Origin of the sequence: Patulibacter defluvii (genome assembly GCF_034096925.1) — a bacterium.
Lineage (GTDB): Bacteria > Actinomycetota > Thermoleophilia > Solirubrobacterales > Solirubrobacteraceae > Patulibacter > Patulibacter defluvii.
Window position 1 is genome coordinate 44,073 of record NZ_JAWZSQ010000008.1, and the last position, 22,887, is coordinate 66,959.

24 protein-coding genes are annotated in these 22,887 nt (G+C 76.7%); 18 read left to right on the top strand and 6 right to left on the bottom strand.

Annotation, left to right across the window (positions count from 1 at the left end):
• Positions 1-16: 16 nt before the first annotated feature.
• From SH587_RS10335 to SH587_RS10345, 3 genes are all read left to right on the top strand, one after another.
• Positions 17-580: a hypothetical protein gene (locus SH587_RS10335; RefSeq protein ID WP_320670524.1), complete on the top strand. Its 564-nt coding sequence runs from the start codon at positions 17-19 to the stop codon at positions 578-580.
• A 71-nt stretch (positions 581-651) separates the two neighbouring features.
• Positions 652-1,581 (top strand): alpha/beta fold hydrolase, encoded by a 930-nt coding sequence (locus SH587_RS10340; protein ID WP_320670525.1) that lies wholly within the window; start codon positions 652-654, stop codon positions 1,579-1,581.
• A 39-nt stretch (positions 1,582-1,620) separates the two neighbouring features.
• A complete protein-coding gene (locus SH587_RS10345) occupies positions 1,621-2,550 on the top strand; it encodes an SMP-30/gluconolactonase/LRE family protein (protein WP_320670526.1) in 930 nt (309 codons plus the stop codon).
• Positions 2,551-3,341: 791 nt separating this feature from the next.
• On the opposite strand, the gene SH587_RS10350 is transcribed toward SH587_RS10345, so the two are convergent.
• Positions 3,342-4,232: an N-acetylmuramoyl-L-alanine amidase gene (locus SH587_RS10350; protein ID WP_320670527.1), complete on the bottom strand. Its 891-nt coding sequence runs from the start codon at positions 4,230-4,232 to the stop codon at positions 3,342-3,344.
• Positions 4,225-6,576: an ATP-binding cassette domain-containing protein gene (locus SH587_RS10355; protein WP_320670528.1), complete on the bottom strand. Its 2,352-nt coding sequence runs from the start codon at positions 6,574-6,576 to the stop codon at positions 4,225-4,227. Before SH587_RS10355 ends, SH587_RS10350 begins: the two co-directional genes overlap by 8 nt.
• 113 nt (positions 6,577-6,689) lie before the next feature.
• Here SH587_RS10355 and SH587_RS10360 point away from each other — a divergent pair, with 113 nt between their 5' ends.
• The 7 genes from SH587_RS10360 to SH587_RS10390 all read left to right on the top strand — a co-directional run bounded on the left by SH587_RS10360 (position 6,690) and on the right by SH587_RS10390 (position 11,762).
• Positions 6,690-7,217, top strand: a complete 528-nt coding sequence (locus SH587_RS10360; RefSeq protein WP_320670529.1) for a ubiquitin-conjugating enzyme E2 — start codon at positions 6,690-6,692, stop codon at positions 7,215-7,217.
• Between the two features lie 26 nt (positions 7,218-7,243).
• Positions 7,244-7,510 (top strand): EsaB/YukD family protein, encoded by a 267-nt coding sequence (locus SH587_RS10365; RefSeq protein WP_320670530.1) that lies wholly within the window; start codon positions 7,244-7,246, stop codon positions 7,508-7,510.
• On the top strand, positions 7,507-8,730 hold the full coding sequence (locus SH587_RS10370) for a HesA/MoeB/ThiF family protein (protein ID WP_320670531.1): 1,224 nt from the start codon (positions 7,507-7,509) through the stop codon (positions 8,728-8,730). Before SH587_RS10365 ends, SH587_RS10370 begins: the two co-directional genes overlap by 4 nt.
• Positions 8,727-9,206 carry a M67 family metallopeptidase gene (locus tag SH587_RS10375; RefSeq protein WP_320670532.1) on the top strand — a complete coding sequence of 160 codons (480 nt, stop codon included), beginning with the start codon at positions 8,727-8,729 and terminating at the stop codon, positions 9,204-9,206. Before SH587_RS10370 ends, SH587_RS10375 begins: the two co-directional genes overlap by 4 nt.
• Positions 9,203-10,162, top strand: coding sequence for an RING finger protein (locus tag SH587_RS10380; RefSeq protein ID WP_320670533.1), 960 nt, complete (start codon positions 9,203-9,205; stop codon positions 10,160-10,162). The genes SH587_RS10375 and SH587_RS10380 overlap by 4 nt, the downstream gene beginning before the upstream one ends.
• Positions 10,163-10,233: 71 nt before the next feature.
• Positions 10,234-10,848 (top strand): RNA polymerase sigma factor, encoded by a 615-nt coding sequence (locus SH587_RS10385; protein ID WP_320670534.1) that lies wholly within the window; start codon positions 10,234-10,236, stop codon positions 10,846-10,848.
• Positions 10,849-10,850: 2 nt separating this feature from the next.
• Positions 10,851-11,762 carry a hypothetical protein gene (locus tag SH587_RS10390; RefSeq protein ID WP_320670535.1) on the top strand — a complete coding sequence of 304 codons (912 nt, stop codon included), beginning with the start codon at positions 10,851-10,853 and terminating at the stop codon, positions 11,760-11,762.
• 50 nt (positions 11,763-11,812) lie between these two features.
• Here the strand turns inward: SH587_RS10390 and SH587_RS10395 are convergent, their stop codons facing one another.
• A complete protein-coding gene (locus tag SH587_RS10395) occupies positions 11,813-12,493 on the bottom strand; it encodes an LmeA family phospholipid-binding protein (RefSeq protein ID WP_320670536.1) in 681 nt (226 codons plus the stop codon).
• A 166-nt stretch (positions 12,494-12,659) separates the two neighbouring features.
• Between SH587_RS10395 and SH587_RS10400 the strand changes: the two genes are divergently transcribed.
• A complete protein-coding gene (locus tag SH587_RS10400; protein ID WP_320670537.1) occupies positions 12,660-12,941 on the top strand; it encodes a GYD domain-containing protein in 282 nt (93 codons plus the stop codon).
• Here SH587_RS10400 and SH587_RS10405 read toward each other — a convergent pair.
• Positions 12,938-14,596 carry a hypothetical protein gene (locus SH587_RS10405; protein ID WP_320670538.1) on the bottom strand — a complete coding sequence of 553 codons (1,659 nt, stop codon included), beginning with the start codon at positions 14,594-14,596 and terminating at the stop codon, positions 12,938-12,940. The genes SH587_RS10400 and SH587_RS10405 overlap by 4 nt on opposite strands.
• A 270-nt stretch (positions 14,597-14,866) precedes the next feature.
• Here SH587_RS10405 and SH587_RS10410 point away from each other — a divergent pair, with 270 nt between their 5' ends.
• The 3 genes from SH587_RS10410 to purD are packed head-to-tail and all read left to right on the top strand — an operon-like array spanning position 14,867 to position 18,275.
• A complete protein-coding gene (locus SH587_RS10410; RefSeq protein WP_320670539.1) occupies positions 14,867-16,312 on the top strand; it encodes a hypothetical protein in 1,446 nt (481 codons plus the stop codon).
• 35 nt (positions 16,313-16,347) lie between these two features.
• A complete protein-coding gene (locus tag SH587_RS10415; protein ID WP_320670540.1) occupies positions 16,348-16,959 on the top strand; it encodes a class I SAM-dependent methyltransferase in 612 nt (203 codons plus the stop codon).
• 50 nt (positions 16,960-17,009) lie between these two features.
• On the top strand, positions 17,010-18,275 hold the full coding sequence (gene purD, locus SH587_RS10420; protein ID WP_320670541.1) for a phosphoribosylamine--glycine ligase: 1,266 nt from the start codon (positions 17,010-17,012) through the stop codon (positions 18,273-18,275).
• On the opposite strand, the gene SH587_RS10425 is transcribed toward purD, so the two are convergent.
• Both SH587_RS10425 and SH587_RS10430 read right to left on the bottom strand, forming a co-directional pair.
• A complete protein-coding gene (locus tag SH587_RS10425) occupies positions 18,272-19,099 on the bottom strand; it encodes an ABC transporter permease (RefSeq protein WP_320670542.1) in 828 nt (275 codons plus the stop codon). The two genes, purD and SH587_RS10425, sit on opposite strands and share 4 nt — an antisense overlap.
• Positions 19,096-20,061, bottom strand: a complete 966-nt coding sequence (locus tag SH587_RS10430) for an ATP-binding cassette domain-containing protein (RefSeq protein ID WP_320670543.1) — start codon at positions 20,059-20,061, stop codon at positions 19,096-19,098. Before SH587_RS10430 ends, SH587_RS10425 begins: the two co-directional genes overlap by 4 nt.
• Positions 20,062-20,147: 86 nt before the next feature.
• Between SH587_RS10430 and SH587_RS10435 the strand changes: the two genes are divergently transcribed.
• The 4 genes from SH587_RS10435 (at position 20,148) to SH587_RS10450 (ending at position 22,883) form a co-directional block, all read left to right on the top strand.
• Positions 20,148-20,768 (top strand): TetR/AcrR family transcriptional regulator, encoded by a 621-nt coding sequence (locus tag SH587_RS10435; RefSeq protein ID WP_320670544.1) that lies wholly within the window; start codon positions 20,148-20,150, stop codon positions 20,766-20,768.
• A complete protein-coding gene (locus SH587_RS10440; protein WP_320670545.1) occupies positions 20,765-21,679 on the top strand; it encodes a PfkB family carbohydrate kinase in 915 nt (304 codons plus the stop codon). Before SH587_RS10435 ends, SH587_RS10440 begins: the two co-directional genes overlap by 4 nt.
• Before the next feature lie 85 nt (positions 21,680-21,764).
• Positions 21,765-22,268, top strand: a complete 504-nt coding sequence (gene purE, locus SH587_RS10445; RefSeq protein ID WP_320670546.1) for a 5-(carboxyamino)imidazole ribonucleotide mutase — start codon at positions 21,765-21,767, stop codon at positions 22,266-22,268.
• An 18-nt stretch (positions 22,269-22,286) separates the two neighbouring features.
• Positions 22,287-22,883, top strand: coding sequence for an NUDIX domain-containing protein (locus SH587_RS10450; protein WP_320670547.1), 597 nt, complete (start codon positions 22,287-22,289; stop codon positions 22,881-22,883).
• Positions 22,884-22,887 lie beyond the last annotated feature (4 nt).

The following is a 22,887-nucleotide window of genomic DNA, read 5'->3' on the forward strand; positions in this document are numbered from 1 at the left end:
CGCGTAGGATGTACGCATGCGTGGTCCCGGGTCGTCGTTGCTCGCCGCGGTCGTCGCGGCCCTGCTGCTGATCGGCGGCGTCGGCGCGGCGCCGGCGGCGGCCAGCGACGAGGGGCTGCGGCAGCTGGTGAAGCGCGCCGACCGGATCGGCGACCGGTTCGAGAAGCGGATCACCATCCTGGCGCGGCGAAAGGCGACCAGCCGGGCGGCGGGCGTCCGGACCATGCGGACGATGCAGGCGACGGTCCGCGACACCCGTCAGCGGTACCGCGGGGAGCGCCGCAAGGCGGTCGCCGAACTGCCGGAGACGGCCCAGGCCACGGAGGGCCGCGTGCTGCTGCTGGCCGGCCTGAAGGGCCTCAGCCAGTCGCTCGATCGGCTCCACGGCACGATCGATCGCTACCTGGTCGCCGTCCGACGCGCCGGTGATCGTGACGTCTCGCGCCGGGCCCTGCGGCGCTTCCAGCGCAACCTCGACGCGACGGAGCGAACGATGAAGCGCGCCGGCCGGCAGATGGAACGGGCGAGCAAGTTGATCCGCGCCGCCCCGCCGGTCACCGCTCCGGCGCCGGCCGGCTGACCGGCCGCCCCACCGTGTGACGTTCGTCCCGCAGCGTCGGGGCGCCGGCGGCGGGCGGCTAGGCTCGGCGCATGTCCACCCGCGAACCGCTCGCGCCCGCCCCGCCGGTGGCCGACGAGCCGGAGGAGCGCTTCTGCACCGTCGGCGACGTCGAGATCTGCTTCTCGACCTTCGGCGATCCGGACGCTCCGCCGCTGCTGCTGGTGATGGGCCTGGGCTTCCAGATGATCGCCTGGCCGGCGGCCTTCTGCCACGCCCTCGCCGCCGCCGGCTTCCACGTGATCCGGTTCGACAACCGCGACGCCGGCCGCTCGACCCACCTCTCCGGCGCGCCGACGCCGAGCCTCCGCGAGCTGGCGCTGCGGCGGATCGCCGCCCCGGCCTACACGCTCGAGACGATGGCCGACGACGCGATCGGCGTGCTCGACCACCTGGGCGTCGAGCAGGCCCACGTGGTCGGGGCCTCGATGGGCGGGATGATCGCCCAGACGATCGCGATCCGCCGGCCGCAGCGGGTCCGTTCGCTGGTCTCGATCATGAGCAACACCGGCAGCTCGCGCGACGGGCAGCCGCACCCGACGCTGCTGCCGCTGCTGCTGGCCAAGCCGGCCCGCGACCGCGACGCCTACGTCGCGTCCGGCCTGCGGGTCGGGGCGCGGACCGCGTCGCCGGGCTTCCCGAGCGGCGTCGACGAGCTGCGGACGATGCTCGGCCGCAACTGGGACCGCGGCGTCGAGCCGGCGGGGGTCGCGCGCCAGCTGGGGGCGATCATCGCCTCGGGCAGCCGTCGCGAGCGGCTGGCCGGACTGCGGACGCCGACGCTGGTCGTCCACGGCACCGCCGACCGGCTGGTGGCGCCGTCGGGCGGGCGGGCGACGGCGCGGGCGATCCCGGGGGCCGACCTGCTGCTGGTGGCGGGCATGGGTCACGACCTTCCGGCGGGGGTCTGGCCGCGGCTGGTCTCGGCGATCGCGGCCAACGCCGGCCGCGCCGACGGCTGAGCCCCCGCGCGGTCGCGACCGCCGGTAGGCTCGGCCGCCATGGGGGAGCGCAGGGAGGGGTCGAGGGCCCGGCGGCGCGTGGTCGCGCTGCTGGCCGCGGCGGCGGCGATCGGACCGGGAGCGGCGGTGGCGCGGGCCGCGCCGCGCTGTCCCGGGGTGACGGGGCCGGCGGTGCCGGTGGCCCGCGGCGGGACGGGCGCGTCGATCGAGGCGCTGGCCGTCGACGACCAGGGCCGGCTCTACCTGAGCGACAACGGCCGCGGGGCGGTGCTGCGGATCGACCGTCCCGGCGCGCTGCCGCGGGCGCTGGCCCGGGTCGACGCGCCGGGCGGGATCGTCGTCCAGCCCGACGGCACGCTGCTGGTCGGCACCGGCAACGGCCAGACCGCGCTGCTGGCGGCGCTCTTCCCGCAGGCCGGCGTGGTGCGGGTCGACCCCGCGACCGGTGCGGTGACCCCGCTGGCGCGCGGGCTGGGGATGGCCAACGGCGTCACCCAGGACGACCACGGCAACGTCTACGCCACCAGCCTCTACGACGGCGCGATCGACCGGATCGCGCCCGACGGCCGGGTCCGCCGCGCGTGGGCGAGCGTGCCGACGGCGAACGGGATCGCCGTCGACGCGGCCCGCCGCCAGCTGTTCGTCTCGCGGAGCGTGCTGGGGGCGGGGATCTCGCGCGTCAGCCTCGACCCGCCCTACACGGTCCGGCCCTACGCGACGGCCGGCCTGCTCGACCTGCTGGCCTTCCCCGACGGCCTCACGATGGACGACCAGGGCCGGCCGGTGGTGGCCACCTTCATCGGCGGCGAGGTCTGGCGCGTCGGCCCCGGCGGCTCGATCTGCGCGCTGGCCTCGGGCCTGCCCCAGTCGACCTCGGTCGTCTTCGGCCGCGGCAGCGACGGCTTCGCGGCCGGGCACCTGTACCGGGCCGGCTACGACGGGACGGTCTACGAGATCCCGGTCGGGTAGGGCGGTCGGGTCGGGTCGGGTCGCGTGGCGTCCGGCTGGCCAGCCTGGTTGGGAGGGTCTGCGGGTGGCGCGGTCGGTGGAGCGATCGTCCGGCCGGTCGGCGTCACCGTTGCGGGTCGGCCGCCCGCGGTTCGCGGCTCCGGCTCGCCGATTCCGAAGTCCAACGAGGCAGTGAGGGGAGGGTGGCGTCGGGCGTTGGGGCGTCCGGAGGGGTACGGGCGGCCAGCCGCCCGGCCGGGAGGGGCGAATGTCACACGCCCGCGGTCCGGGGCGAGGCCTGCGACGTTGGTCCCCGCCGGCGAGGGCCAACGTCGCATGGCGGTGCGGACGGCCAGAGCATGTGACGTTCGCCCCCCGCCGCCCCGAACTGGCGTCATCTCGTCCCCGCCCCGCTGAACTGGCGTCATTCCGCCCTGCATACCGGCGCGGAATGACGCCACTTCGTGGGGGGAGGGGTCGAGTGACGCCAGTTCGCGGGACGGGAGCGCCCGCTCGGATCTCCGGCCGCGCGGTCGGCCGCCCGATCCCGCTGGCAGCTCCGCGGCCCAGGCCACCTTCCCTCACCGCCTCGCCGGAACCCCGACTTGGTCCGTCGGCGGCGCGACCCGCGATCCGCCACCCCGCGACGGTGACGCCGACCGGCCGGACGACCGCACCACCGGCCGCGCCACCCGCGGGCCATCCCGACCCGGCCCCACCGATCAGCCGACCAGCCACGCCGGCCGGCCGCGCCACCGATCAACTGACCCGCTCCACCAGCCGGGCCGCCCCGCGTCGACCGGCCCAACCGCCTACGCCCCACCCAGGAACGCCCGCACGCCCTCCGCGATCGCGTCGCCGGCGCGGCGGCGCCAGGCGGGGTCGCTCATCCGGCGGGCGTCGGCGGGGTTGCGCATGTTGCCCGACTCGAGCATCACCGCCGGGACGGTCGCCAGGTTGAGTCCGCCGAGATCGCTGCGGACGTCCAGGCCCCGGCGCCCGAGGTACGTGGAGTAGCCGGTCCCGGTGCCGCGGCGGAAGGCCGATCGCAGCGCCCGGCCCATGCGGGCCGAGCGGCCGACGATCCGGTCGTGGCCCGCCACCCGGGGCACCGGTCCCGGCAGGATCACGTGGAACCCGCGTCCACCCGGCGGCCCGCCGTCGGCGTGGATCGAGACCGCCGCGTCGGCCCGGTGGCGGTTGGCGATCCGGGCCCGGCGGTCGACGCACGGTCCGACCCCGCGGTCGTCGTGGCGGGTCAGGACCACCGTCGCCCCCAGCTCCCGCAGGGCCCGCCGTGCCTCCACCGCCACCAGCCAGTTGAACCGCGACTCGGCCAGGCCGAGGACGCTCTCGGTCCCGGTCGTGTTGCACGGCTTGCGCCCGTTCCCGACCGCCACCAGCCGGTTGATCGTCGCCGGATGGGCCCCGTTCGCGCCGTTGTGGCCCGGATCGAGCACCACCGTCCGCCCCGCCAGCGGCCGCGACGACGGCTCCGCCTCGCTGGTCACCGTCGCGGCGACCGTCGTCGTCGACCGCGGCGCCGCCCCCTCGGTCACCGACGGCGGCACCGTCACCGAGGCCGCCGCGACCGCCGGGCTCGTCGTCCCCGCCGTCCCGCCATCACGGCCGCTCCCGCAGCCGGCGACCGCACCCGCCGCCAGCGCCGCGACGAGCACGACCAACGCCGTCCGCTCACCCATGCCGCACCCGCCGGTCGACCAGCACCCCGGCCGCGACCGCGAACAGCAACCCGAACGCGACCAGGATCGCCACCGCCGCTCCCGGCGCCAGCGCGAAGAAGTCCGACCCGTAGCGGCTGGCCCGCGCGAAGACCGGGTCGCGCGCGATCCGGTCGTTCATGTCGATCGCCGACCCGACCCCGGCGAACGACCACTGGGCGAACGCCAGCCCCGAGATCGGCTTCAGGACTGCCGTCATCTGCGCCACCGACACCAGCGCGCCGCTGAACAGCAGCTGCGGCACCAGGATCAGCGGGATGAAGCTCGACGCCTGGTCCTCGCTGCGCGCCAGCGCCGAGACCACCAGGCCCATCGTCACCGCCGTCAGGCCCGAGACCACCAGCAGCCCGACCACCGTCGCGACCGTCGCCGCGCCCTCGTCGAGCGGCCGCAGCCCGAAGACGATCGCCGCCAGCGCCACCACCTGCAGCGCCACGACCACGCCCTGGACCGCCAGCTTCGACAGCACGTAGGCCGGGACCCGTGCTCCGACCGCCAGCTCGCGCCGCAGCACCGCCCGCTCCTTGACGATCTCGCGCGCGGCGCCGATCGCCCCGAACCAGATCGAGATCGTCACCACCAGGAACAGCAGCTGGGTCGAGGCCGACGCCTCCATCGCCGCCGGCGGTCCGTCGCGGCCGAAGACGTCGCCGTGGAAGAGCACCGCCGTCAGCAGCGCCAGCACCGGCACCTGGGCCGCGTTGGTGATCAGCGTCCGCCGGTCGCGCAGCGTCAGCGCCACGTAGCGGCGGGTCAGCATCGACCACTGCGGCAGCAAGCGCGGCCGCGGCCGTCGCGCCGCCCCGGCGTCCCAGCCGCCCGCCACCGGCCCGTCCCACGAGGCCCGCGCGTGGACCGACTCCAGGAACCGCCGGTGCCACTCGTCGGCCGGCGTCCGGTCGAGCGCGTCGTAGATCTCGTCGGCGTCGGTCACGCCGAAGAAGGCCAGCGCCTCGCCGGGCGGCCCCAGGTAGCAGAGGACCCCGCCCCGCCCCATCACGCAGAGCTTGTCGCAGAGGTGCAGCGAGCGGGTCGCGTGGGTCACCAGCATCACCCCGCGGCCGGCGTCGGCCAGCTCGCGCAGCAGCGTCATCAGCCGCCGCTCCAGCCCGGCGTCGAGCCCGGTCGTCGGCTCGTCGAGGAACAGCAGCCCCGGCCGGCTGACCAGCTCGGTCGCCACCCCGACCCGCTTCCGCTGCCCGCCCGACAGCGCCCCGATCCGCTGGTCGGCGTGGGCGCTCAGGCCGACCTCCTCCAGCACCTGCGCGACCGCGGCGTCGCGCTGCCCGCGCGAGGCGTCCTGGGGCAGCCGCAGCTCGGCCGCGTAGCCGAGCGCCTCGCTCACCGTCAGGTCGCGGTGGACGATGTCGTCCTGGGGCACGAAGCCGATGTCGCCGAGCCGCGTCTCGAGCGGCTCGCCGTTGACCGTCACCCGGCCGCCGCTCGCCCGCCGGACCCCGCAGAGCGCCGTCATCAGCGTCGACTTGCCGGCCCCCGACTCGCCGATGATCGCCACCAGCTCGCCGGGCCGCACGCTCAGCCAGGTCGGCTGCAGGATCGTCCGCTCGCCGGCCGTCACGCTGACGCCCTCGGCGTCGAGGCGCAGCGCGCCGGCGTCGGCCCGCGCGTGCAGCAGCGCGCCGTCGTAGATCAGCCGGTAGGGGCCGATCGCGATCTCGTCGCCGATCCGCAGGTCGGCCGCCCGCACCAGCGCCCCGTTGACCCGCAGCGCCGCGCCCGAGCCCGAGCGGTCGCGGATCACGGCCGCCCCCGGCCGGCCGGGGCTGGCCCGGATCTCGGCGTGCAGCGGCGAGACCGTCGGGTGGGCGAGGACGACGTCGCAGCCCGGGTCGCTGCCCAGCCGCAGCACGTCGCGGTCGAGCGCCAGGTTGGCGCTGACCAGCTCGGCCGGCGGCTCGGCTCCCGGGACCGCGATCGTGTCGCCGGCGTCGTGGCCGCCGACGAAGAAGCAGCCGTGGCCGCCGACCTCGAGCCGCTCGCCGTCGGCCAGCCAGCGCTCGTCGGCCGCCAGCCGCTCGCCGCCGAGGACCACGCCGGTGCGGGCGTCGAGGCTCCGCAGCCGCACCCGCGGCCCCTCGCGGTCGAGCACCAGCGCCGGCTCGTGAACGTCGCCCGCGGCGTGGCCCAGGGCCAGCGCCCCGGCCGGGTCGGTGCCGACCACCAGGCCCCCGGCGGGGATCGCGATCCGGCGGCCGTCGATCAGCAGCGCCGGGTCGCTCGGATCGCCGGCGAGACGGCCCCGGGGCCGCAGCACGACCTCGATCTCGTCCTCCCCGCCGGGCATGAGGGGATTCAACCACGGGCCATCCTCGCGCCCGATCGCCGCCCCGACATCCCCCGCGCGGGGGAACCGGTCGCCTCTGGTGCGACCCCCGGCGATCTGGTGTGATCCCCGTCGTGGAGGACCGATCCGCGATCAACCCGCGCGACCGCCGGCTGCTGGCCGACCAGCGCGACCTGGCCGAGCTGGCACGGCAGGATCCGCGACTGCGGATCGAGGCCGAGGGCCACCCGGCCGAGCGCTACGCGATCACCATCGCCTGCGACGGCCTGGCCCGCGGGGCCGCCGGCCGGCCGGTGCTGCGGGTCGGCCACCGGGCGACGATCGAGCTCCACCGCGACTACCCGCGGCTGCCGCCGGTCGTCCGCTGGACCACGCCGATCCTGCACCCGAACATCCTGCCGCCGCGGCGCCACGGCGGCGTCTGCCTGGGCCCGTGGAGCGCGGGCGAGAGCCTGGCCGACGTCGTCCGGCGGCTGGTCCGGCTGGCGGCCTGGGACGACTTCAACCTCGACGATCCGCTCGACCACGAGGCCGCCGCCTGGGCCCGGGCCGCCGGCGCCCGCCCCGGCGACGACCTGGCCGCGCTGGTCGCGCTCGCCGTGGCGGTCCCGACCGCCGACGCCGTCGCGCTCGCCGTCTGACCCTCCCGGAACCGAACGGCCCGCACGTGGACATCACCGTCATCGACGCCACCGGCAACAAGACCGAGGACGCGACCGTCCCGGCCGACGCCTCCGCCGGCCGGATCATCGCCCGCCTGGTCGAGCTGATGGAGCTGCCGGCGGTCGGCCCCGACGGGGTGCCGCTCTCCTACAAGTTCCACCACAAGGCCACCGGCCGCCAGGTCGCCGACGACGAGACGCTGCCCGCCGCCGGCGTCCGCGACGGCGACGTGCTGCGGCTGGTGGCCGAGATCACCGCGGGCGGGGCGTGAGCGACGGCGACCCCGAGCCCGGCGGCCGCCTGACCGCCGACCCGGACGCCCGCGACGGCCGCTACCACCGCCAGGCGCTGATCTCGTGGTGGGAGCAGGAGCGGCTGGCCGCCGCCACCGTGCTGGTGGTCGGGGCCGGCGCGCTCGGCAACGAGCTGGTCAAGAGCTGCGTGCTGATGGGGGTCGGGACGGTCGCGGTCGTCGACGGCGACGTGGTCGAGGACTCCAACCTGTCGCGCTGCGTGCTCTTCCGCGGCGAGGACGAGGGCCGGCCGAAGGCGACCGTCGCCGCCCGCGCCGCCGCGGCCCTGAACCCCGACGTGACCGTGGTCGGGATCGTCGGCGACGTCCGCTCGACCGTCGGCCTGGGGATCGTCCGCGACGTCGACCTGGTGCTCGGCGGGGTCGACAACCGCGAGGCGCGGATGCACGTCAACCAGGCCTGCTGGAAGAGCGGCACCCCCTACGTCGACGGTGCGATCGAGGGGCTGCAGGGCGTGGTCCGGGCGTTCGTCGCCCCCGACGGCCCCTGCTACGAGTGCACGATGAACGAGCGCGACCACCAGCTGGTCGCCGCCCGCCGCTCGTGCGCGCTGCTGACCCGCGACGAGTTGCTGACCGGCAAGGTCCCGACCACCGCCACCACCGCCGCGGTCGTCGCCGGGATCCAGGTCCAGGAGGCGATCAAGCTGCTGCACGGGATGCCGGCCGACGCCACCCTGGCCGGCCGCGGCTTCGCCTTCAACGGCCTGACCCACGACTCCTACGTGGTCGGCTATCCGCGCCGCGAGCAGTGCCTGGCCCACGACCGCTACGACCCGCGGCGGACCAGCGCGGTGCCGGCGACGGCGTCGTTCGCCGCGCTGCTGGCCGCCGGGCGCGAGCGGCTGGGCCACGACGAGGTCGAGCTGGAGACCGAGGTCGAGCTGGTCCTCGGGGCCGACTGCGGGGCCTGCGGCGCGGCGCTCGCGATCGCCCGCCCGCTCCACGAGCTGGGTCCGGACGACGTCCGCTGCCGCGCCTGCGGGAGCGAGACGACGCCGCGCCTGCGGCACCGGATCGGCCCCGCCGACGGGCCGCTGCTGGAGCGGCGCCCGGCCGACGTCGGGCTGCCGCCGGGCGACACGATCACCGCCCGCCACGGGCTCGAGCGGTGGCACCTGACCCTCGACGGCGACCGCCCGCTGGGCGAGCGGCTGCGGACGGCGGCCGCGGCATGAGCGGCGGCCACCGCCCGCGCTTCACCCGCACGGCCCACCGGGCGGTGATCGAGCACGTCTTCGGCGACCTCGACCACGAGGTCGGCGGGGTGCTCGTCGGCGGGATCCACGACGACGCCGGCGAGACCCACGTGCTGGGGGCGATCGCCGCGCTCGAGGCGACCTCGGCCCGCGCCAGCGTCACCTTCACCCACGACGCCTGGGCCCGCGTCCACGCCGCGCTCGACCGCGACCACCCCGGCCGCGAGATCGTCGGCTGGTACCACTCGCACCCCGGATTCGGGATCTTCCTGAGCGAGCACGACCGCTTCATCCAGCGCCACTTCTTCGCCCGCGCCGGCCAGATCGCCCACGTCGTCGACCCGCACGCCGGCCACGAGGGGGTCTTCGGCTGGCGGGACGACGAGATCGCGCTGCTGGCGCAGCGGCCGACCGCGCGGCCGGCCGCCGTCCCGTCCCCGAGGAACCACCGATGAGCACCACACCCGTCGGGGCCGCGTGCCCCTTCTGCCACTTCACCGTCAAGACCGGCGCCGCCGTCCACGCCTGCCCCTCCTGCGGCGCCGTCCACCACGAGGAGTGCTGGGTCGAGAACGGCGGCTGCGCGGTGACCGGCTGCGCGGCGGCCCCGGGCACCGGTCCGGGGGCGGCCGCGGCCTACGCCCCGCCGACCGGGTCGGACGCGCCGACCGATCCCCACGGCCAGCCGGCGGCCGCGCCGGCGCCCGACCCACCGCCCGCCGACGCCCCGACCGCGGTCGCCCCGCGCCAGCCGCGCCCGGCCGGTGGCGGACCGGGCTGGCCGGCGACGCCGCCCCCGGCTCCCACGGGCGGCGGCGACGGCCGCGGGCGCTGGATCGCGATCGGCGCGATCGTGCCGACGGTGCTGGTGGTGGCCGGCCTCGGCGGCTACCTGATCGCCAACGGCGGCGGCGACGATCCGCCCAAGGAGCGCCCGGCGACGACCGCGACCAAGGACGGTTCCGCGACCACCACCGGCGGCGACGGGCCCTCGACCACCGGCACCACGACGCCGGCGGGCGGTGACGGCGGCGAGCGGCCGGCCGGCGGCGGCAGTCAGCGGCAGGCGGCGGCGCGGCAGATGGTCGAGGCGATGAACCTCTCGGCCGAGGGCCGGCGGCTGTCCGCCGCCCGCGACCTGGCCGGCGCCCGCGCCAACCGCGAGCGGGTGCTGGCGCGGCTGGGCCGGATCACCCCGGGCAGCGACCGCCAGGCCCAGGCGCTCGACGCGTTCCGGCGCGCGATCGTCGCCTCGCGCGACGCGATCCACGAGCGGCAGGTGAACCCGAGCGCCGGCGCCAACGCCTACGACATCCAGGCGACCCGGGCCAAGCAGGAGTTCTGCCGCCTGTGGGGTGCCGCCGGCCTCAGCCAGCTGACCAGCCACGGCTGCGACCCGAACGCGATCTGAGCGGGGCCGCTGCCGCGCGCGCGGCCCCGCTCGCGCTGTAATCCCTCGCCGGGGTCCGGCAGAGAGCCAGTGTGAGCACGCGCGAACGACGATGGCCCCGGCGCGACGACGGGGCGGGGGGACGGTGGGCGGTCTACGACGACCACCACGCGGCCGTCCGCCGCTACGTCGCGCGGCGGGTCGAACCCGGGGCGGTCGACGACCTGACCGCCGAGACCTTCGCGGTCGCCTGGCGGCGGCTGCCCCGCCACATGGAGGACCCGCTGCCGTGGCTCTACGGCGTCGCCCGGCGGGTCGTCCACGGCCACCGGCGCAGCCACGCCCGCCGCACGGCACTGGTCCGCAAGCTCGGGGCCGCCGGCGACGACCGGACCACCACCGGCGATCCGCAGGAGCGGCTGACCGGCGACGCGGTCCTGGCGCCGGCCTTCGCGGCGCTCTCGGAGCGCGACCGCGAGACGCTGGCGCTGGTCGCCTGGGAGGGCCTCGACAACCACCGCGCCGCCCGCGCCGCCGGCTGCTCGCCGGGCACCTTCGCCGTCCGCCTGACCCGGGCGAAGGCGCGGCTCCAGCTGGCCCTCGACGCCGCCGACCCGGCCCGTCCGTCCCCGCCCGAAGCGCCGCCGGCGCGCACGGGCACCCCCGCCGCGGTCCGCGCCGCGGCCCTCACCACCAGGGAGCGATGACCATGAAGAACGACCACGACGACCTGCTCGCCCGCCTGCGCGCCGCCGACCCGGTCGCCGGTCAGGCCGACCCGCCGCCGGCCCGGGCCCGCGTTCGTGCCCGCCGTGCCGCGCTCCAGCGCCGCCGCGGCGTCCTCGCCGCCCCGATCGTGGCCGCCCCGGCGCTCGCGATGGGCACGGCGGTGGTGCTGGCGGTCGCCCCGGCCGGCAGTCCTGGCCTCGACCAGATCCTCGACCGGGCCGCCGCCGCGACCGACCTTCCGGCCAACCGGATCGTGATGATCCGCTCGCAGATCGACGTACGCACGTGGCACGCCGACGACGGCGGCGGCGAGCTGCACCAGGACGCGACCGGCTGGGTGCGCCTGAACCCGGCCGGCAAGCCGCTGAACGTCCGCGAGCGGACGAACAGCGCCTCCTACCGCGGCGGGTCCGGAGTCGACTCGGCGACCGAGTACGCGACCGCCGGCGAGGTCAAGGGCGCGGTCTCCCAGGACTTCGACCCGAAGACCGGCCGGACGACCACCGAGCGCAACTCCGCGATCCAGCCGCGGCTGGTCTTCACCGCCCACGAGCTGCTGGAGGCGGCCCGCCGCGGCGAGCGCGACGTGCGGCTGGACGGCGAGGCGACGGTCGACGGCCGCCGCACCTACCGCTTGGTGATCGCCAACCTCGACGGTGAGTCGGCGGTGCCGGGGATCGAGGACCGGACCGAGCTGTACGTCGACGCCAAGACCTACGACGCGGTCCAGTACCGGACGGTCTCCAAGGGCCTGACGAGCGTTCCCGGCAAGCCGCGGGTGCGGTTCAGCAACGAGACCACCCAGCGGGTGACGGAGTGGCGCGAGCTGCCCGACACCGCGGCCAACCGGCGGCTGCTGCGGGTCGGCGGCCCGCTCGAGCCGGCCGCCTGACCCCCGAGCGCGCGCTGCTTGCGACCGCAGCGGTCACGAACGGCGCGCGCTCAGCGCAGTCGGCCGGTCACGTCCATCCGCACGGACTGACCGGCCGCGCTGCTGCGGACCCCGTCGATCCACAGCCGCGGGTTCTCGAACACGGTCAGCCGGAAGACCGCGCCGAGCGCGTTGTCCGGCGCGACCTCGATCTTGCCCTCGGTCGCCCGCACGACGACCGGGATCTGCTGCTGGCTGCCGAAGACGCTGACCGCGACCTGGAACCGCGGGGTGCCGTCGGCGCCGGCCGGCAGCGCCGTCAGGGTCGCCCCGCCGGGGGCCATCTGCTGCAGGTCGGCCAGCGTCACCTGGGCCGAGGCGGTCACCCGGCCGTCCTCCAGGTGGGTGCGGACGTCGCGCAGGTGGAAGTCGCCGACGTCCATCGCCGCGATCGTGGCGTCGATCCGGCCGACCTCCTTGGCCCGCTCCAGCAGGTCGGCCAGCTGGTTGTCCGAGCGCTTGACGGTGCCGGCGCGGAGGTCGATCGAGTCGACCTTGCCGAGCGCCATCTTCCAGGCCGGGAAGGCCTTCACGGTGACGTCGGCGTCGGGGTCGCCGAGGTCGTCGCGGACCACCTTGGCGGCGATCCACGGCAGCACCAGCTGGCCGCCGGCGAGCAGCACCAGGACCACCACCACCGCCCCGATCGCGACCCGTCGGCGGGTCAGGCGGGGCCTCGGCGCGCGCGACATGGCGCCCATCGTACGCGGGCGCGCGCCGCGGGCCGGCACCCCCGCGCAGCGTCGCGCCCAGGGGCCCCACGCCGGGGACGGGATCGGGTACAACAGGGTCAGGCTCCGGACGCGGCCCCACCGCGCCCCGGACGCCGCCAACCGACCGAACCCCAGGGGAACCCAGGTGCCGACCTACGTCCTGCTGACCCGCCTGTCGCCCGATGGCGTCCAGACGATCAAGAACAACCCGCAGCGGATCCGCGAGGTGAACAAGGAGGTCGAGGCGCTCGGCGGATCGGTCACCGCCCAGTGGGCCGTCCTCGGCCAGTACGACTTCATCAACGTCGTCGAGGCGCCGGACGAGCAGACGATCTCGCGGATCTCGCTCGAGCTCTCGTCGCGCGGGACCGGCAGCTGGGAGACGCTGACCGCGATCCCGATCGACGACTTCATCGCCGGCATCTAGCGCCCGATGCTGACCACCGCTCGCCCGCGGCGGTCGGCGCGGACCGCGTAGCGGACCGCCTGCAGGTCGGGATCGGAGGCCGAGCTCATCCGCCGGTGGTCGACCCGCAGCTGCAGGTCACCGCTGGACTGCAGGCTGCCGCCCCGCCAGCGCAGCGTGCGGGCGCCGTCGCGGACCGGCTCGGCGACGTAGAGCCAGCCGGCCGCGCGCTCGCCCGGGGCCAGCCGCAGCTCCATCGCGACCCGTTCGCCGCGGGTCGCGATCCGCAGCGAGCGGCGGCCGCAGCCGAGGCTGGTGGTCCCCGTCGTCCGCCAGACGCAGCCGGCCGGGGCCGGCCAGAGCGGGGGACGCTTCGAGCGCCGCGGCCGCACCGGCAGCACGTTCTCCCAGCCCGCGCCGGTCCGCACCTGGACCAGTTGCAGGCCCGGCTGGAAGCGCAGATCGTGGTCGCTGGCGCGGGTGGTCGCCGCCCACCAGACGTCGCCGCGCCGGGCCGCCGCCACGCCCGCCCCGTTCGGGTCGGCGAAGGTCCCGGAGCGGGTCGCGGACGGCGGTCCCCCGGTCAGCGGCGGCTGGCCCTCGAGGGCGTCGGCGGCGTCGTTCAGCAGCGCCGTCGTCAGCCCGCCGTAGATCACCATGTCGGCGTAGCCGTCGAGGCCGAGGGTCGCGTTCGCCCGCCGCAGCACCGGGGCGATCGCCAGGTAGCCGTCGGGCCGCACGCCGAAGCGGTCGTTCAGCTGCCGCCAGGCGGCGTGGGCCAGGCCGCGCCCGTCGCGGTCGCCACGGTCGATGCCGATGATCATGCTGCCGACCAACGTCCAGCTCAGATGGGCCGAGCGTCCGCTCCAGGCGACCGTCCCGTCCGGCCCCGCGACCGACAGCAGGAAGCGCGAGGTCGGCGCCCGCAGCCCGGCCAGCGCCCCTGGGACGATCGCCGGCCGCGCCCGCCGCGCCTCGCGCAGCGCCACCGCCGACAGCACCGCGTAGGCGAGCGGGTTGCTGGTCGGATCGGAGAGCACCCGGGCCGACCCGCCGAGCCAGGTGTTGACCGGCGCCGGTCCGGCCGCGGCGTTCGCCGCCATCCCGCTGATCGTCGCCAGCCGCCGGCGGCGAGCGGCGTCGAGCGGGAACCGCCCGGCGTCGAGCGCGACCGCCCGCGCCGCCAGCTCGACCAGCTTCCAGTTGTTGTAGCGGCGGTCGCTGGTCCAGGTCGGCGACGGCCGCCGGACCGTCGAGTGGAACGGCGCCTGGTCGAGGTAGGCGGCGACCTTCGGGGCGGCCGCGAGCCACGCCTTCGAGCGCGCGAAGTGCCGCTGGGCGAAGGCGTAGGACTTCGCCGTCAGCCACTGGTCGAAGGGCGTCGCGTGACCCTGGCGGGCGGAGACGAGGACCGCCCGCAGCGCCCGTTCGAGCAGCTCCGGGTCGCCGTTGCGCTGGGCCGCCCGCAGTCCGGCGTAGCCGAAGCCGGCCGGCCCGTAGTGGGCCACGTAGCGGTCCTTGACCGGGTCGTGGATCAGCCCCTCCGGGTTCTGGTGGGAGAGCGCCGCGGTCGCCAGCGTGTCGGCCAACCGCCGGATCTCGGCCGCCGAGGTGCCGTCGCCGTCGGCCGCGCGGGCCGGCGCCGGGAAGGCCGTCAGCGCCAGGGCGACGGCCACCGCCGCCAGCGCCCGACGGCCCGGGCGCGCCGGCGCGCGAGCGGGGACGGAGAGGGACCGGAGCAGGCGACGACGGGACACGCTCCCTCTGTGCCGGCCGGCCGCCGGCGATCACGGTTTGGCACCGAAACGGCACCGAAGTGGCACTTCCGGACCGCGACGAACGCAAACCTGCGCGTCGCGCGGGAGTCGTCCTGTACCGTCGTACGCATGCCGCTCCGGCCTGCCTCCACGGCGCCGGAACACCGTCTCCGGCCCTCCCCGCTCCGCGTGCTCCGTCTCCTTGCTCCTGGCGCCTCGGCGCTCACCTTCGCGTTGGCGCTCGCCGCTCCGGCCGGCGCGGCCTTCTCCAACCCGGTCGAGCTCGACAGCGGGGTCGGCGTCGCCGGCCTGACCGTCGACGGCCAGGGCGGACGGGTGGTGGTGGCCCGCGGCGCCGGCAAGGGCAACACGGTCGACACGCGGTTGCTCGGGGTCGCCGGCGACGGCCAGCCCGAGGGCCGGCGGACGATCGCGGGGCTGCTGCCCGACCCGCTCGCCTTCGGCCGCGACGCCGTCCTCCACGCCCGCTCGACCCGCCTCGGCAGCGTCCAGCGGAGCGTGCCCAACGGCCGCGGCGGCACCCGCACGATCAGCCTCCCGCGGGTCCGCCTGGGCGTCTCGGTCGGCGACGCGCCCTCGGTCGCGCTCGGCAAGGCCGCCAACCACGGCACCGCCGTGCTCGACGAGCCGGTGCGGATCGCCGGCACCACCTCGGGCAACGTCGTGATGGCCTGGAGCGACGTCGGCGCCGACGGCGTCGTCCGCGTCTACGCCTCGTGGCGGCGGGCGACGACCAAGAAGGGCACCGTCCGGCTGTCGGCGCCGAAGCTGGTCAGCGGCAGCCGCGCCAGCCGGCTGCTGGCGCTCGCCACCGGCCAGGGCGGCGACACGGTCCTCGTCTACCAGCGCGGGGCCAGCGAGAGCACCCGCCGGCTCTACGTCCGCTCGCTCGACGTCCGCAGCGGCAAGCTCGGCACGCCCCAGACGCTTCGCCGCGGCGGGCCCGGCTTCCCCTCGGCGACCGCCTCGGTCGGCCGCGGCGGCCGCGCCGTCGTCGCCTGGGGCGAGCAGGACGGGGCCGCCGACCGGACCAAGCCCTACGTCGTCCGCGCGACCACCCGCAACGACGACCGCCACCGCTTCGCCGCCCCCAAGCCGCTCGACCGCGGCAGCACCACCGTGCGGGCGCCCGGCGGCTCGCTGGTGGCGATCGTCGACCGCGCCAACCGGCCGCTGGTCGCCTGGAGCCAGGTGGTCGGCAGCGTCGCCGACGGCACCGCGCACGACATCCCGCGGATCGCCGAGGGCGGCGTCGAGGGCGGGCTCGGCCCCGCGCGCGACATCGCCGCCGCCGGCCGCGTCCACGGCCTGGCCAGCGCCCGCAGCGTCACCGGCCTGGTGCTCGTGCGCGAGCAGGAGGTCCCGCGCGGCGGCTCCAACGGCGACCGCGGCGTCGCCGTCCAGGTCGCCGTCCGCCCGGCCACCGGCACCCTCGGCACCCCGGCGACGGTCGAGGCGCTGACCGACGCCCAGCTGCTCGACCGCAGCAACGCCTTCGGGTCGGCCGCGATCGGCGCCCTGCCCGACGGCCGCTTCACGGTCGCCTGGACCCGCGCCACCGTCGTCAGCGGCAAGCTGCGCACGGCGACGCTCCTCAGCGACGGCGCGCCCTAGCCCGTCGCCCTCCGCGAGCCCGAGGAACCCCGGCCGTGCTGCTGCCCGCCCTCCGCCACCGGCTGTCCCGCCGGCGTCCGCCACGCGAGTCGCTGATCGCCCGCCACGCCGCCGGCCGCTCGTTCGTCGACATCGGCTGCATGTGGTCGGTCGACGGCGCGCTCGCCTTCGCCGCCGAGGACGCCGGCGCGACCCGCGTGACCGGGGTCGACATCATGCCGCCGACCCCCGCCTACGAGGCCGAGCACGCCCGCCGCGGATCGTCGGTGCGGTTCGTCGCCGGCGACCTCCACGACCCGGCGACGCTCGAGCAGACCGGGGTCCACGACGTGGTCTGGTGCAGCGGCGTGCTGTACCACGCGCCGCACCCGCTGCTGACGCTGGAGCGGCTGAAGGCGTTCACCGGCGAGACCCTGATCGTCGCCTCCGAGACGCTGCCGCTGCGGGGCACCCAGTGCGTCTTCGCGCCGCCGCCCGGCAGCCACCCCGCCCACAGCGAGCCGTTCGATCCCGCCGCCGGCTACGTCAACTGGTACTGGGGGATCTCGCCCGGGGCGCTGCGGCAGATGCTCGTCGCCGTCGGCCTGGAGCCGGTCGAGGAGCACCGCACCGTCTACCACACGACGATCGTCGCCCGGCCGCGGTGACGGCCCGCGGCGGGCGACCGGCACCGGCGCCCGCCGGTAGGTTGCGGCCCATGCCCAAGGTCCTCGTCGTCGGCGCCGGCGGTCGCGAGCACGCGATCGTCCGCGCGCTCGCCCGCTCCCCCCAGGCGCCCGAGCTGCACGCCGCGCCCGGCAACCCGGGGATCGCCGCCGACGCCCAGGTCCACGCGGTGGCGGCCGACGACGTCGCGGGGCTGGTCGCGCTGGCCCGCGAGCTGGCCGTCGACCTGGTCGCCGTCGGCCCCGAGGTGCCGCTGGTGGCGGGGCTGGTCGACGCTCTCGCCGAGGCCGGGATCGCCGCCTTCGGGCCGCGCGCGGCGGCCGCCGCGCTGGAGGGCTCGAAGGCGTTCGCCAAGGAGGTGATGATCGCCGCCGGCGTGCCGACCGCGGGCCACGCGACGGTCACCACGGTCGCCGACGGGCTGGCCGCGATCGGCCGTTACCCGGTCGTCCTCAAGTACGACGGCCTGGCCGCCGGCAAGGGGGTCGTGATCGCCCAGGACGAGGCCGAGGCCCGCGCCACCCTCGTCGACATGCTCGAGGACCACCAGTTCGGCGACGCCGCGGTGGTGGTCGAGGAGTTCCTCGACGGCGAGGAGCTGTCGCTGCTGGCGATCTGCGACGGCGAGCGGGCGATCCCGCTGGCGCCGGCCCAGGACTACAAGCGGATCTTCGACGGCGACGAGGGCCCGAACACCGGCGGGATGGGCTCCTACTCGCCGGTCGTCGGCGTCGACGCGGCCCGCGCCGAGGCGATCTCGGCCCAGGTCCACCAGCCGATCGTCGACGAGCTGGCCCGCCGCGGCACGCCCTTCCGGGGGATCCTCTACGCCGGCCTGATGCTGACCGCCGACGGGGTCCAGGTGCTGGAGTACAACACCCGCTTCGGCGACCCCGAGACCCAGGCGGTGCTGCCGCGGCTGCGCAGCGACCTGCTGGCGCTGATGACGGCGTCGGCGACCGGCTCGCTGGCCGACGCGGTCCTGGAGTGGGACGCGCGCTGGGCGGTGACGCTGGTGCTGGCCTCGGCCGGCTACCCCGCGTCGGCCTCGAAGGGCGACGTGATCGAGGGCCTCGACGGGCTGCCCGACGGGGTCGAGCTGACCCACGCCGGGACCGCCCGCGACGGCGACGGCCGGATCGTCACCGCCGGCGGCCGGGTCCTGAACCTGACCGTCCTCGGCGAGACGCCGGGCGCGGCCCGCGACGGCGCCTACGCCGCCGCCGACCGGGTCGCGTTCGCCGGCCGCCAGCTGCGCCGCGACATCGCCCAGCGGGCGGTCGCGCGGTTCGGCTAGCCCCGCCGGTAGCGGCGCAGGGCCAGCGGGGCGAAGACCGCCACCAGCACCACGCACCAGCCGAGCGTCAGCAGCACCGAGGTCGACGTCGCGCGGTCGACGACCGCCGCCGCGCCGTCGCCGAGGGTCAGCCCGCGGACGGCGTCGCAGGCGACGGTGATCGGCTGGTGGCGGGCGAACGCCTCCAGCCAGCCGGGCATCGAGTCGACCGGGACGAAGGCGCTCGACACGAACGAGAACGGGATCACCAGCAGGCCCATCCCCTGCGCGGCCTGGGCGCTGCCCGCCAGCAGGCCGAGCAGCAGGAACAGCCAGGTCAGCGAGAAGGCCAGCAGCACCACCAGCCCGAGCGCCGCCAGCAGCGCCAGCGGGCCGCCGTCGGGCCGGAAGCCGATCGCGAACCCGACCGCGGCCGTCACCAGCGCCGCCCAGGTGATCAGCGCGGTGTCGGCCAGCGCGCGCCCGGTCAGCACGCTCCAGCGCGGGATCGGCAGCGAGCGCAGCCGGTCGTAGAAGCCGCCGGCGGCGTCCTCGGCGACGCCGACCGAGCCGCCGCTGGCCGAGAACAGCATCCCGGAGACGACGAACCCGGGGACCAGGAAGTCGACGTAGGCGACGTCGCCGGCGCTGATCGCCCCGCCGAGCACGTAGCGGAACATCAGCAGGAAGATCACGCCCTGGACGGTGGTCGTGATCAGCAGCTCCGGCGTCCGCAGGAACTGGACGACGGTCCGGCGGGCGATCGCCAGCGTGGTCGCGATCGGGCCGGCGGCCCGGGTCGGTGGGGTCAGGGCCGGGCGGGCCGGCAGCGCGGCGGTGCTCATGCGGGGACCTCGTCGGTGGCGGTCGGGGCGGGGGCGCCGGTCAGGGTCAGGAAGACCTCGTCGAGGGTCGGCCGTCGCAGGCCGACGTCGGCGACGGCGATCCGCTCGCCGTCGAGCGCCCGGACGACGTCGATCAGCCGGTCGGTGCCGGCGTCGACCGGGATCGCCAGCCGGCGGGTGGCGTCGTCGACCTCGGGCGCGCGGCCGGTCAGCAGCGTCAGCTCGGTGATCGCGCGGTCGAGGTCGGCCGGGTCGCGCAGGTGGACCTCGACCACGTCGCGGCCGGCCTGGCCCTTGAGCTCGTCGGGGGTGCCGCTGGCGATCACCCGCCCGCGGTCGACGATCGCGATCCGGTCGGCGAGCTGGTCGGCCTCGTCCAGGTACTGGGTGGTCAGCAGCACGTCGGTGCCCTGGGCGACCAGCGCGGCGATCGCCGCCCACAGCTCGTTGCGGCTGCGCGGGTCGAGCCCGGTCGTCGGCTCGTCGAGCAGCAGCAGCCGCGGTGCGCCGACCAGGCTGGCGCCGAGGTCGAGCCGCCGCCGCATCCCGCCCGAGTAGGTCTTGACCGGCCGGTCGCCGGCCTCGGTCAGGCCCAGCTGGTCGAGGACCGCGGCCGCCGCCGCCCGGGCCTCGCGGCCGCGGTGACCGAAGAGCCGGGCGACCAGCTCCAGGTTCTCGCGCCCGGTCATCGTCGGCTCGACCGCGGCGTACTGGCCGGCCAGCCCGATCACCCGCCGGACCCGCTCGGGGTGGCGGACGACGTCGATCCCCGCCACCCGCAGGCTGCCGGCGTCGGGCCGGACGAGGGTGGCGATCGTGCGGACGACGGTCGTCTTGCCGGCCCCGTTCGGGCCCAGCAGGGCGAGGACCTCGCCCCGCCGGACCTCCAGATCGAGGCCGGCGAGCGCCTCCGTCTCCCCGAACCGCTTGACGAGGCCCCGGGCCTCCACGACGTGCTCCATGCGGGGCACTATCAACCATACGGATGAATTTGTCAACCAAACGGATGAATCAATCATCCTGCCGGTTGAGCAAGTAGCCTGGATCCGTGGCCGCCGACCCCGACGCCCCCCGCCGCTCGCCCGCCCCCGAGGTCCGCCGGCGCGACGCCGACCGCACCCGCGAGGCGCTGCTGGACGCGGCCAAGGTCGAGTTCGCCGCCAAGGGCCTGGCCGGCGCGCGGGTCAGCGAGATCGCCGCCCGCGCGGGGGTCAACAAGCAGCTGATCTCGTACTACTTCGGGGGCAAGGCCGGCCTGCACCAGGCGCTGCTCGACCGCTGGAAGCAGCAGGAGGCCGACTTCACCGACCCGGCGGAGCCGATCGAGGAGCTGGTCCTGCACTACCTGGACTACGCGATCGCCGACCCCGAGATGCTGCGGTTCTTCTTCCGCGAGACGCTGGCCGAGGACCCGGCCGCGATCCCCGGGCCCGACGAGGCCGGCGTCCCCGACGACGTCCAGGACCTGGCGCGGCGCCAGCGCGAGGGCGAGTTCGCCGCCGACGTCGACCCGGCGTTCCTGCTGCTGGTGCTGCAGGCGGCGGTCGGCGTCGGGGTCACCTTCCCGGGCGACGTCAAGCGGATGACCGGCCACGACCCGCAGTCGCCGGCCTTCCGCGCCTACATGGCCGAGCAGCTGCGGACGCTGCTGGCCCACCTGCGGCCGTGAGCGACGACGCGCCGGTCCTGGTCCTCGGCGAGGTGCTCGTCGACGCGATCTGCGAGCACCCGGTGGCGAGCTTCGACGAGGTCGACGGCTTCGTGCCCCACGTCGGCGGGGCGAAGGCGAACGTCGCCGTCGTGCTCGCGCGCGAGGGCGGACGGGCGGCGCTGGCCGGGGTCGTCGGCGACGACCCCTGGGGCCGCTGGCTGCGCCGCCGGCTGGCCGCCGAGGGCGTCGACCTGACCTGGCTGCTGGCGCGGCCGGAGGTCGTCACCCCGATCGCCTTCGTGGCCGTCGACGCCGACGCCGAGCCGACCTACGCCTTCCACGGCGACGGCCTGACCCCCGGCTTCGGGGCGCTGGCGCCGCTGGTCGAGGCGGCGGTCGACGGCAGCCGCGCGCTCTACCTGGGGACGAGCATGCAGGTGGCCCCGGACCACCGCGCGGTCGTGCGGGCGGCCCGCGACCGCGCCCTCCGCCGCGGCCGGCCGGTGGTCGTCGACCCGAACCTGCGGTTCGACCTCTGGCCCAGCCCGGACCAGGCGCTGGCCGTCGCCCGCGAAGCGGTCCCCGGCGCCTTCCTGGTCAAGGCCAACCGCGCCGAGCTGCGGGCGATCAGCGGCCGCGACGACCCGCACGAGGGCGCGCGGGCGCTGCTCGACCAGGGGGCGGCCAACGTCGTGGTCACGCTCGGGGCCGAGGGGGCGCTGCTGGTGGCCGGCGACGGCACCGTGACGACCGCCGCCGGCGTGACGGCCCGCGCGGTCAACGCCATCGGCGCCGGCGACACCGTCGCCGGGCTGCTGCTGGCGCGGCTGGCCCGCGACGGCTGGACCAGCGCGACGCTGGCGGCGGCGCTGCCCGACGCCGTCGCGGCCGCCGCCCGCAGCACCGAGCGCTGGGGCGCGGTCAGCTGAGCGTCCGCGCCGCCGGTCCGCGAGCGCGAGCGGGGCGCGTCTCGTAGGCTTGGCGGCCCTGTCCCTGCGACCCAGCGAGTCCGCGATGTCCGACACCCCCGCCGCCACCCAGGATCCCCAGACGAAGGCGCTGGAGGACGCCGTCGAGGTTCCCGGCGACGCGCCGCGCGTCGGCATCATCATGGGCAGCAAGAGCGACCTGCCGGAGATGGAGAAGGCCGGGGCGGTGCTGAAGGAGCACAACGTCTCGTTCGAGATCCGCGTGATGAGCGCCCACCGCGACCCCGAGGTCGTGGCCGACTACTGCAAGAACGCGCGCCTCCGCGGCCTGCGGGTGATCATCGCCGGCGCCGGCCTCTCGGCCGCGCTGCCGGGCGTCGCCGCCGCCCACACCGACCTGCCGGTGGTCGGCGTGCCGCTCTCCAGCCGCCTCTCCGCCGCCGGCGGGCTCGACGCGATCCTCTCGGTCGTCCAGATGCCGCCGGGCGTCCCGGTCGCGTCGGTCGGCCTCGACAACCCCCGCAACGCCGCCCACCTGGCGATCCGGATCCTCAACAGCGGCGACGGCCAGGCGCCGGTCAGCGCCTAGCCGGCGCGGAGAGCGGTCGTGGCGCAGGAGCCGTCGGGCGTCCCCGCCGACCGGCCGCGGATCCGCACCGTCGCCAGCCGCGAGGCGTACCGCAACCCGTGGATGGTCCTGCGCGAGGACGCGATCGAGCGTCCCGCGCCGGACGGGTCGTCGCGGCCGGGCATCTACGCGGTCGTCGTCAAGCCGCCGGCCGCGGTGGTGGTGCCGTGGGACGGGACCCACGTCCACCTGGTCGGCCAGGACCGCTACCCGCTCGGCGCCTGGAGCTGGGAGCTGCCGCAGGGCGCCGTCCACGGCGAGGGCGGGGACGCCGACCCCGAGGCGATCGCCCGCGCCGAGCTGCGCGAGGAGACCGGCTTCGCCGCCGGCCGGCTCGAGCGCCTGGGCGAGCTGGCCTTCGCGCCGGGGATGGCGAACCAGCGCTTCACCGCCTTCCTGGCCCGCGACCTGCGGCCCGGTCCGCCGCAGCCCGAGGCCGAGGAGGAGGGCCTGCTGGTGCCGCGCGCGGTCACCCCGGCGGAGCTGGACGCGATGATCGACTGCGGCGAGATCGTCGACGCGGCCACGATCGCCACCTGGCACCTGGCCGGCCGCCGCGGCCTCGGGCCCGGCTGACGGA

Bases quoted from the DNA above. Each gene is read 5' to 3' on its own strand.
- SH587_RS10335 (WP_320670524.1), top strand. From the start codon at position 17: ATGCGTGGTCCCGGGTCGTCGTTGCTCGCCGCGGTCGTCGCGGCCCTG.
- SH587_RS10340 (WP_320670525.1), top strand. From the start codon at position 652: ATGTCCACCCGCGAACCGCTCGCGCCCGCCCCGCCGGTGGCCGACGAG.
- SH587_RS10345 (WP_320670526.1), top strand. From the start codon at position 1,621: ATGGGGGAGCGCAGGGAGGGGTCGAGGGCCCGGCGGCGCGTGGTCGCG.
- SH587_RS10350 (WP_320670527.1), bottom strand. From the start codon at position 4,232: ATGGGTGAGCGGACGGCGTTGGTCGTGCTCGTCGCGGCGCTGGCGGCG.
- SH587_RS10355 (WP_320670528.1), bottom strand. From the start codon at position 6,576: ATGCCCGGCGGGGAGGACGAGATCGAGGTCGTGCTGCGGCCCCGGGGC.
- SH587_RS10375 (WP_320670532.1), top strand. From the start codon at position 8,727: ATGAGCGGCGGCCACCGCCCGCGCTTCACCCGCACGGCCCACCGGGCG.
- SH587_RS10380 (WP_320670533.1), top strand. From the start codon at position 9,203: ATGAGCACCACACCCGTCGGGGCCGCGTGCCCCTTCTGCCACTTCACC.
- SH587_RS10390 (WP_320670535.1), top strand. From the start codon at position 10,851: ATGAAGAACGACCACGACGACCTGCTCGCCCGCCTGCGCGCCGCCGAC.
- SH587_RS10395 (WP_320670536.1), bottom strand. From the start codon at position 12,493: ATGTCGCGCGCGCCGAGGCCCCGCCTGACCCGCCGACGGGTCGCGATC.
- purD (WP_320670541.1), top strand. From the start codon at position 17,010: ATGCCCAAGGTCCTCGTCGTCGGCGCCGGCGGTCGCGAGCACGCGATC.
- SH587_RS10425 (WP_320670542.1), bottom strand. From the start codon at position 19,099: ATGAGCACCGCCGCGCTGCCGGCCCGCCCGGCCCTGACCCCACCGACC.
- SH587_RS10430 (WP_320670543.1), bottom strand. From the start codon at position 20,061: ATGGAGCACGTCGTGGAGGCCCGGGGCCTCGTCAAGCGGTTCGGGGAG.
- purE (WP_320670546.1), top strand. From the start codon at position 21,765: ATGTCCGACACCCCCGCCGCCACCCAGGATCCCCAGACGAAGGCGCTG.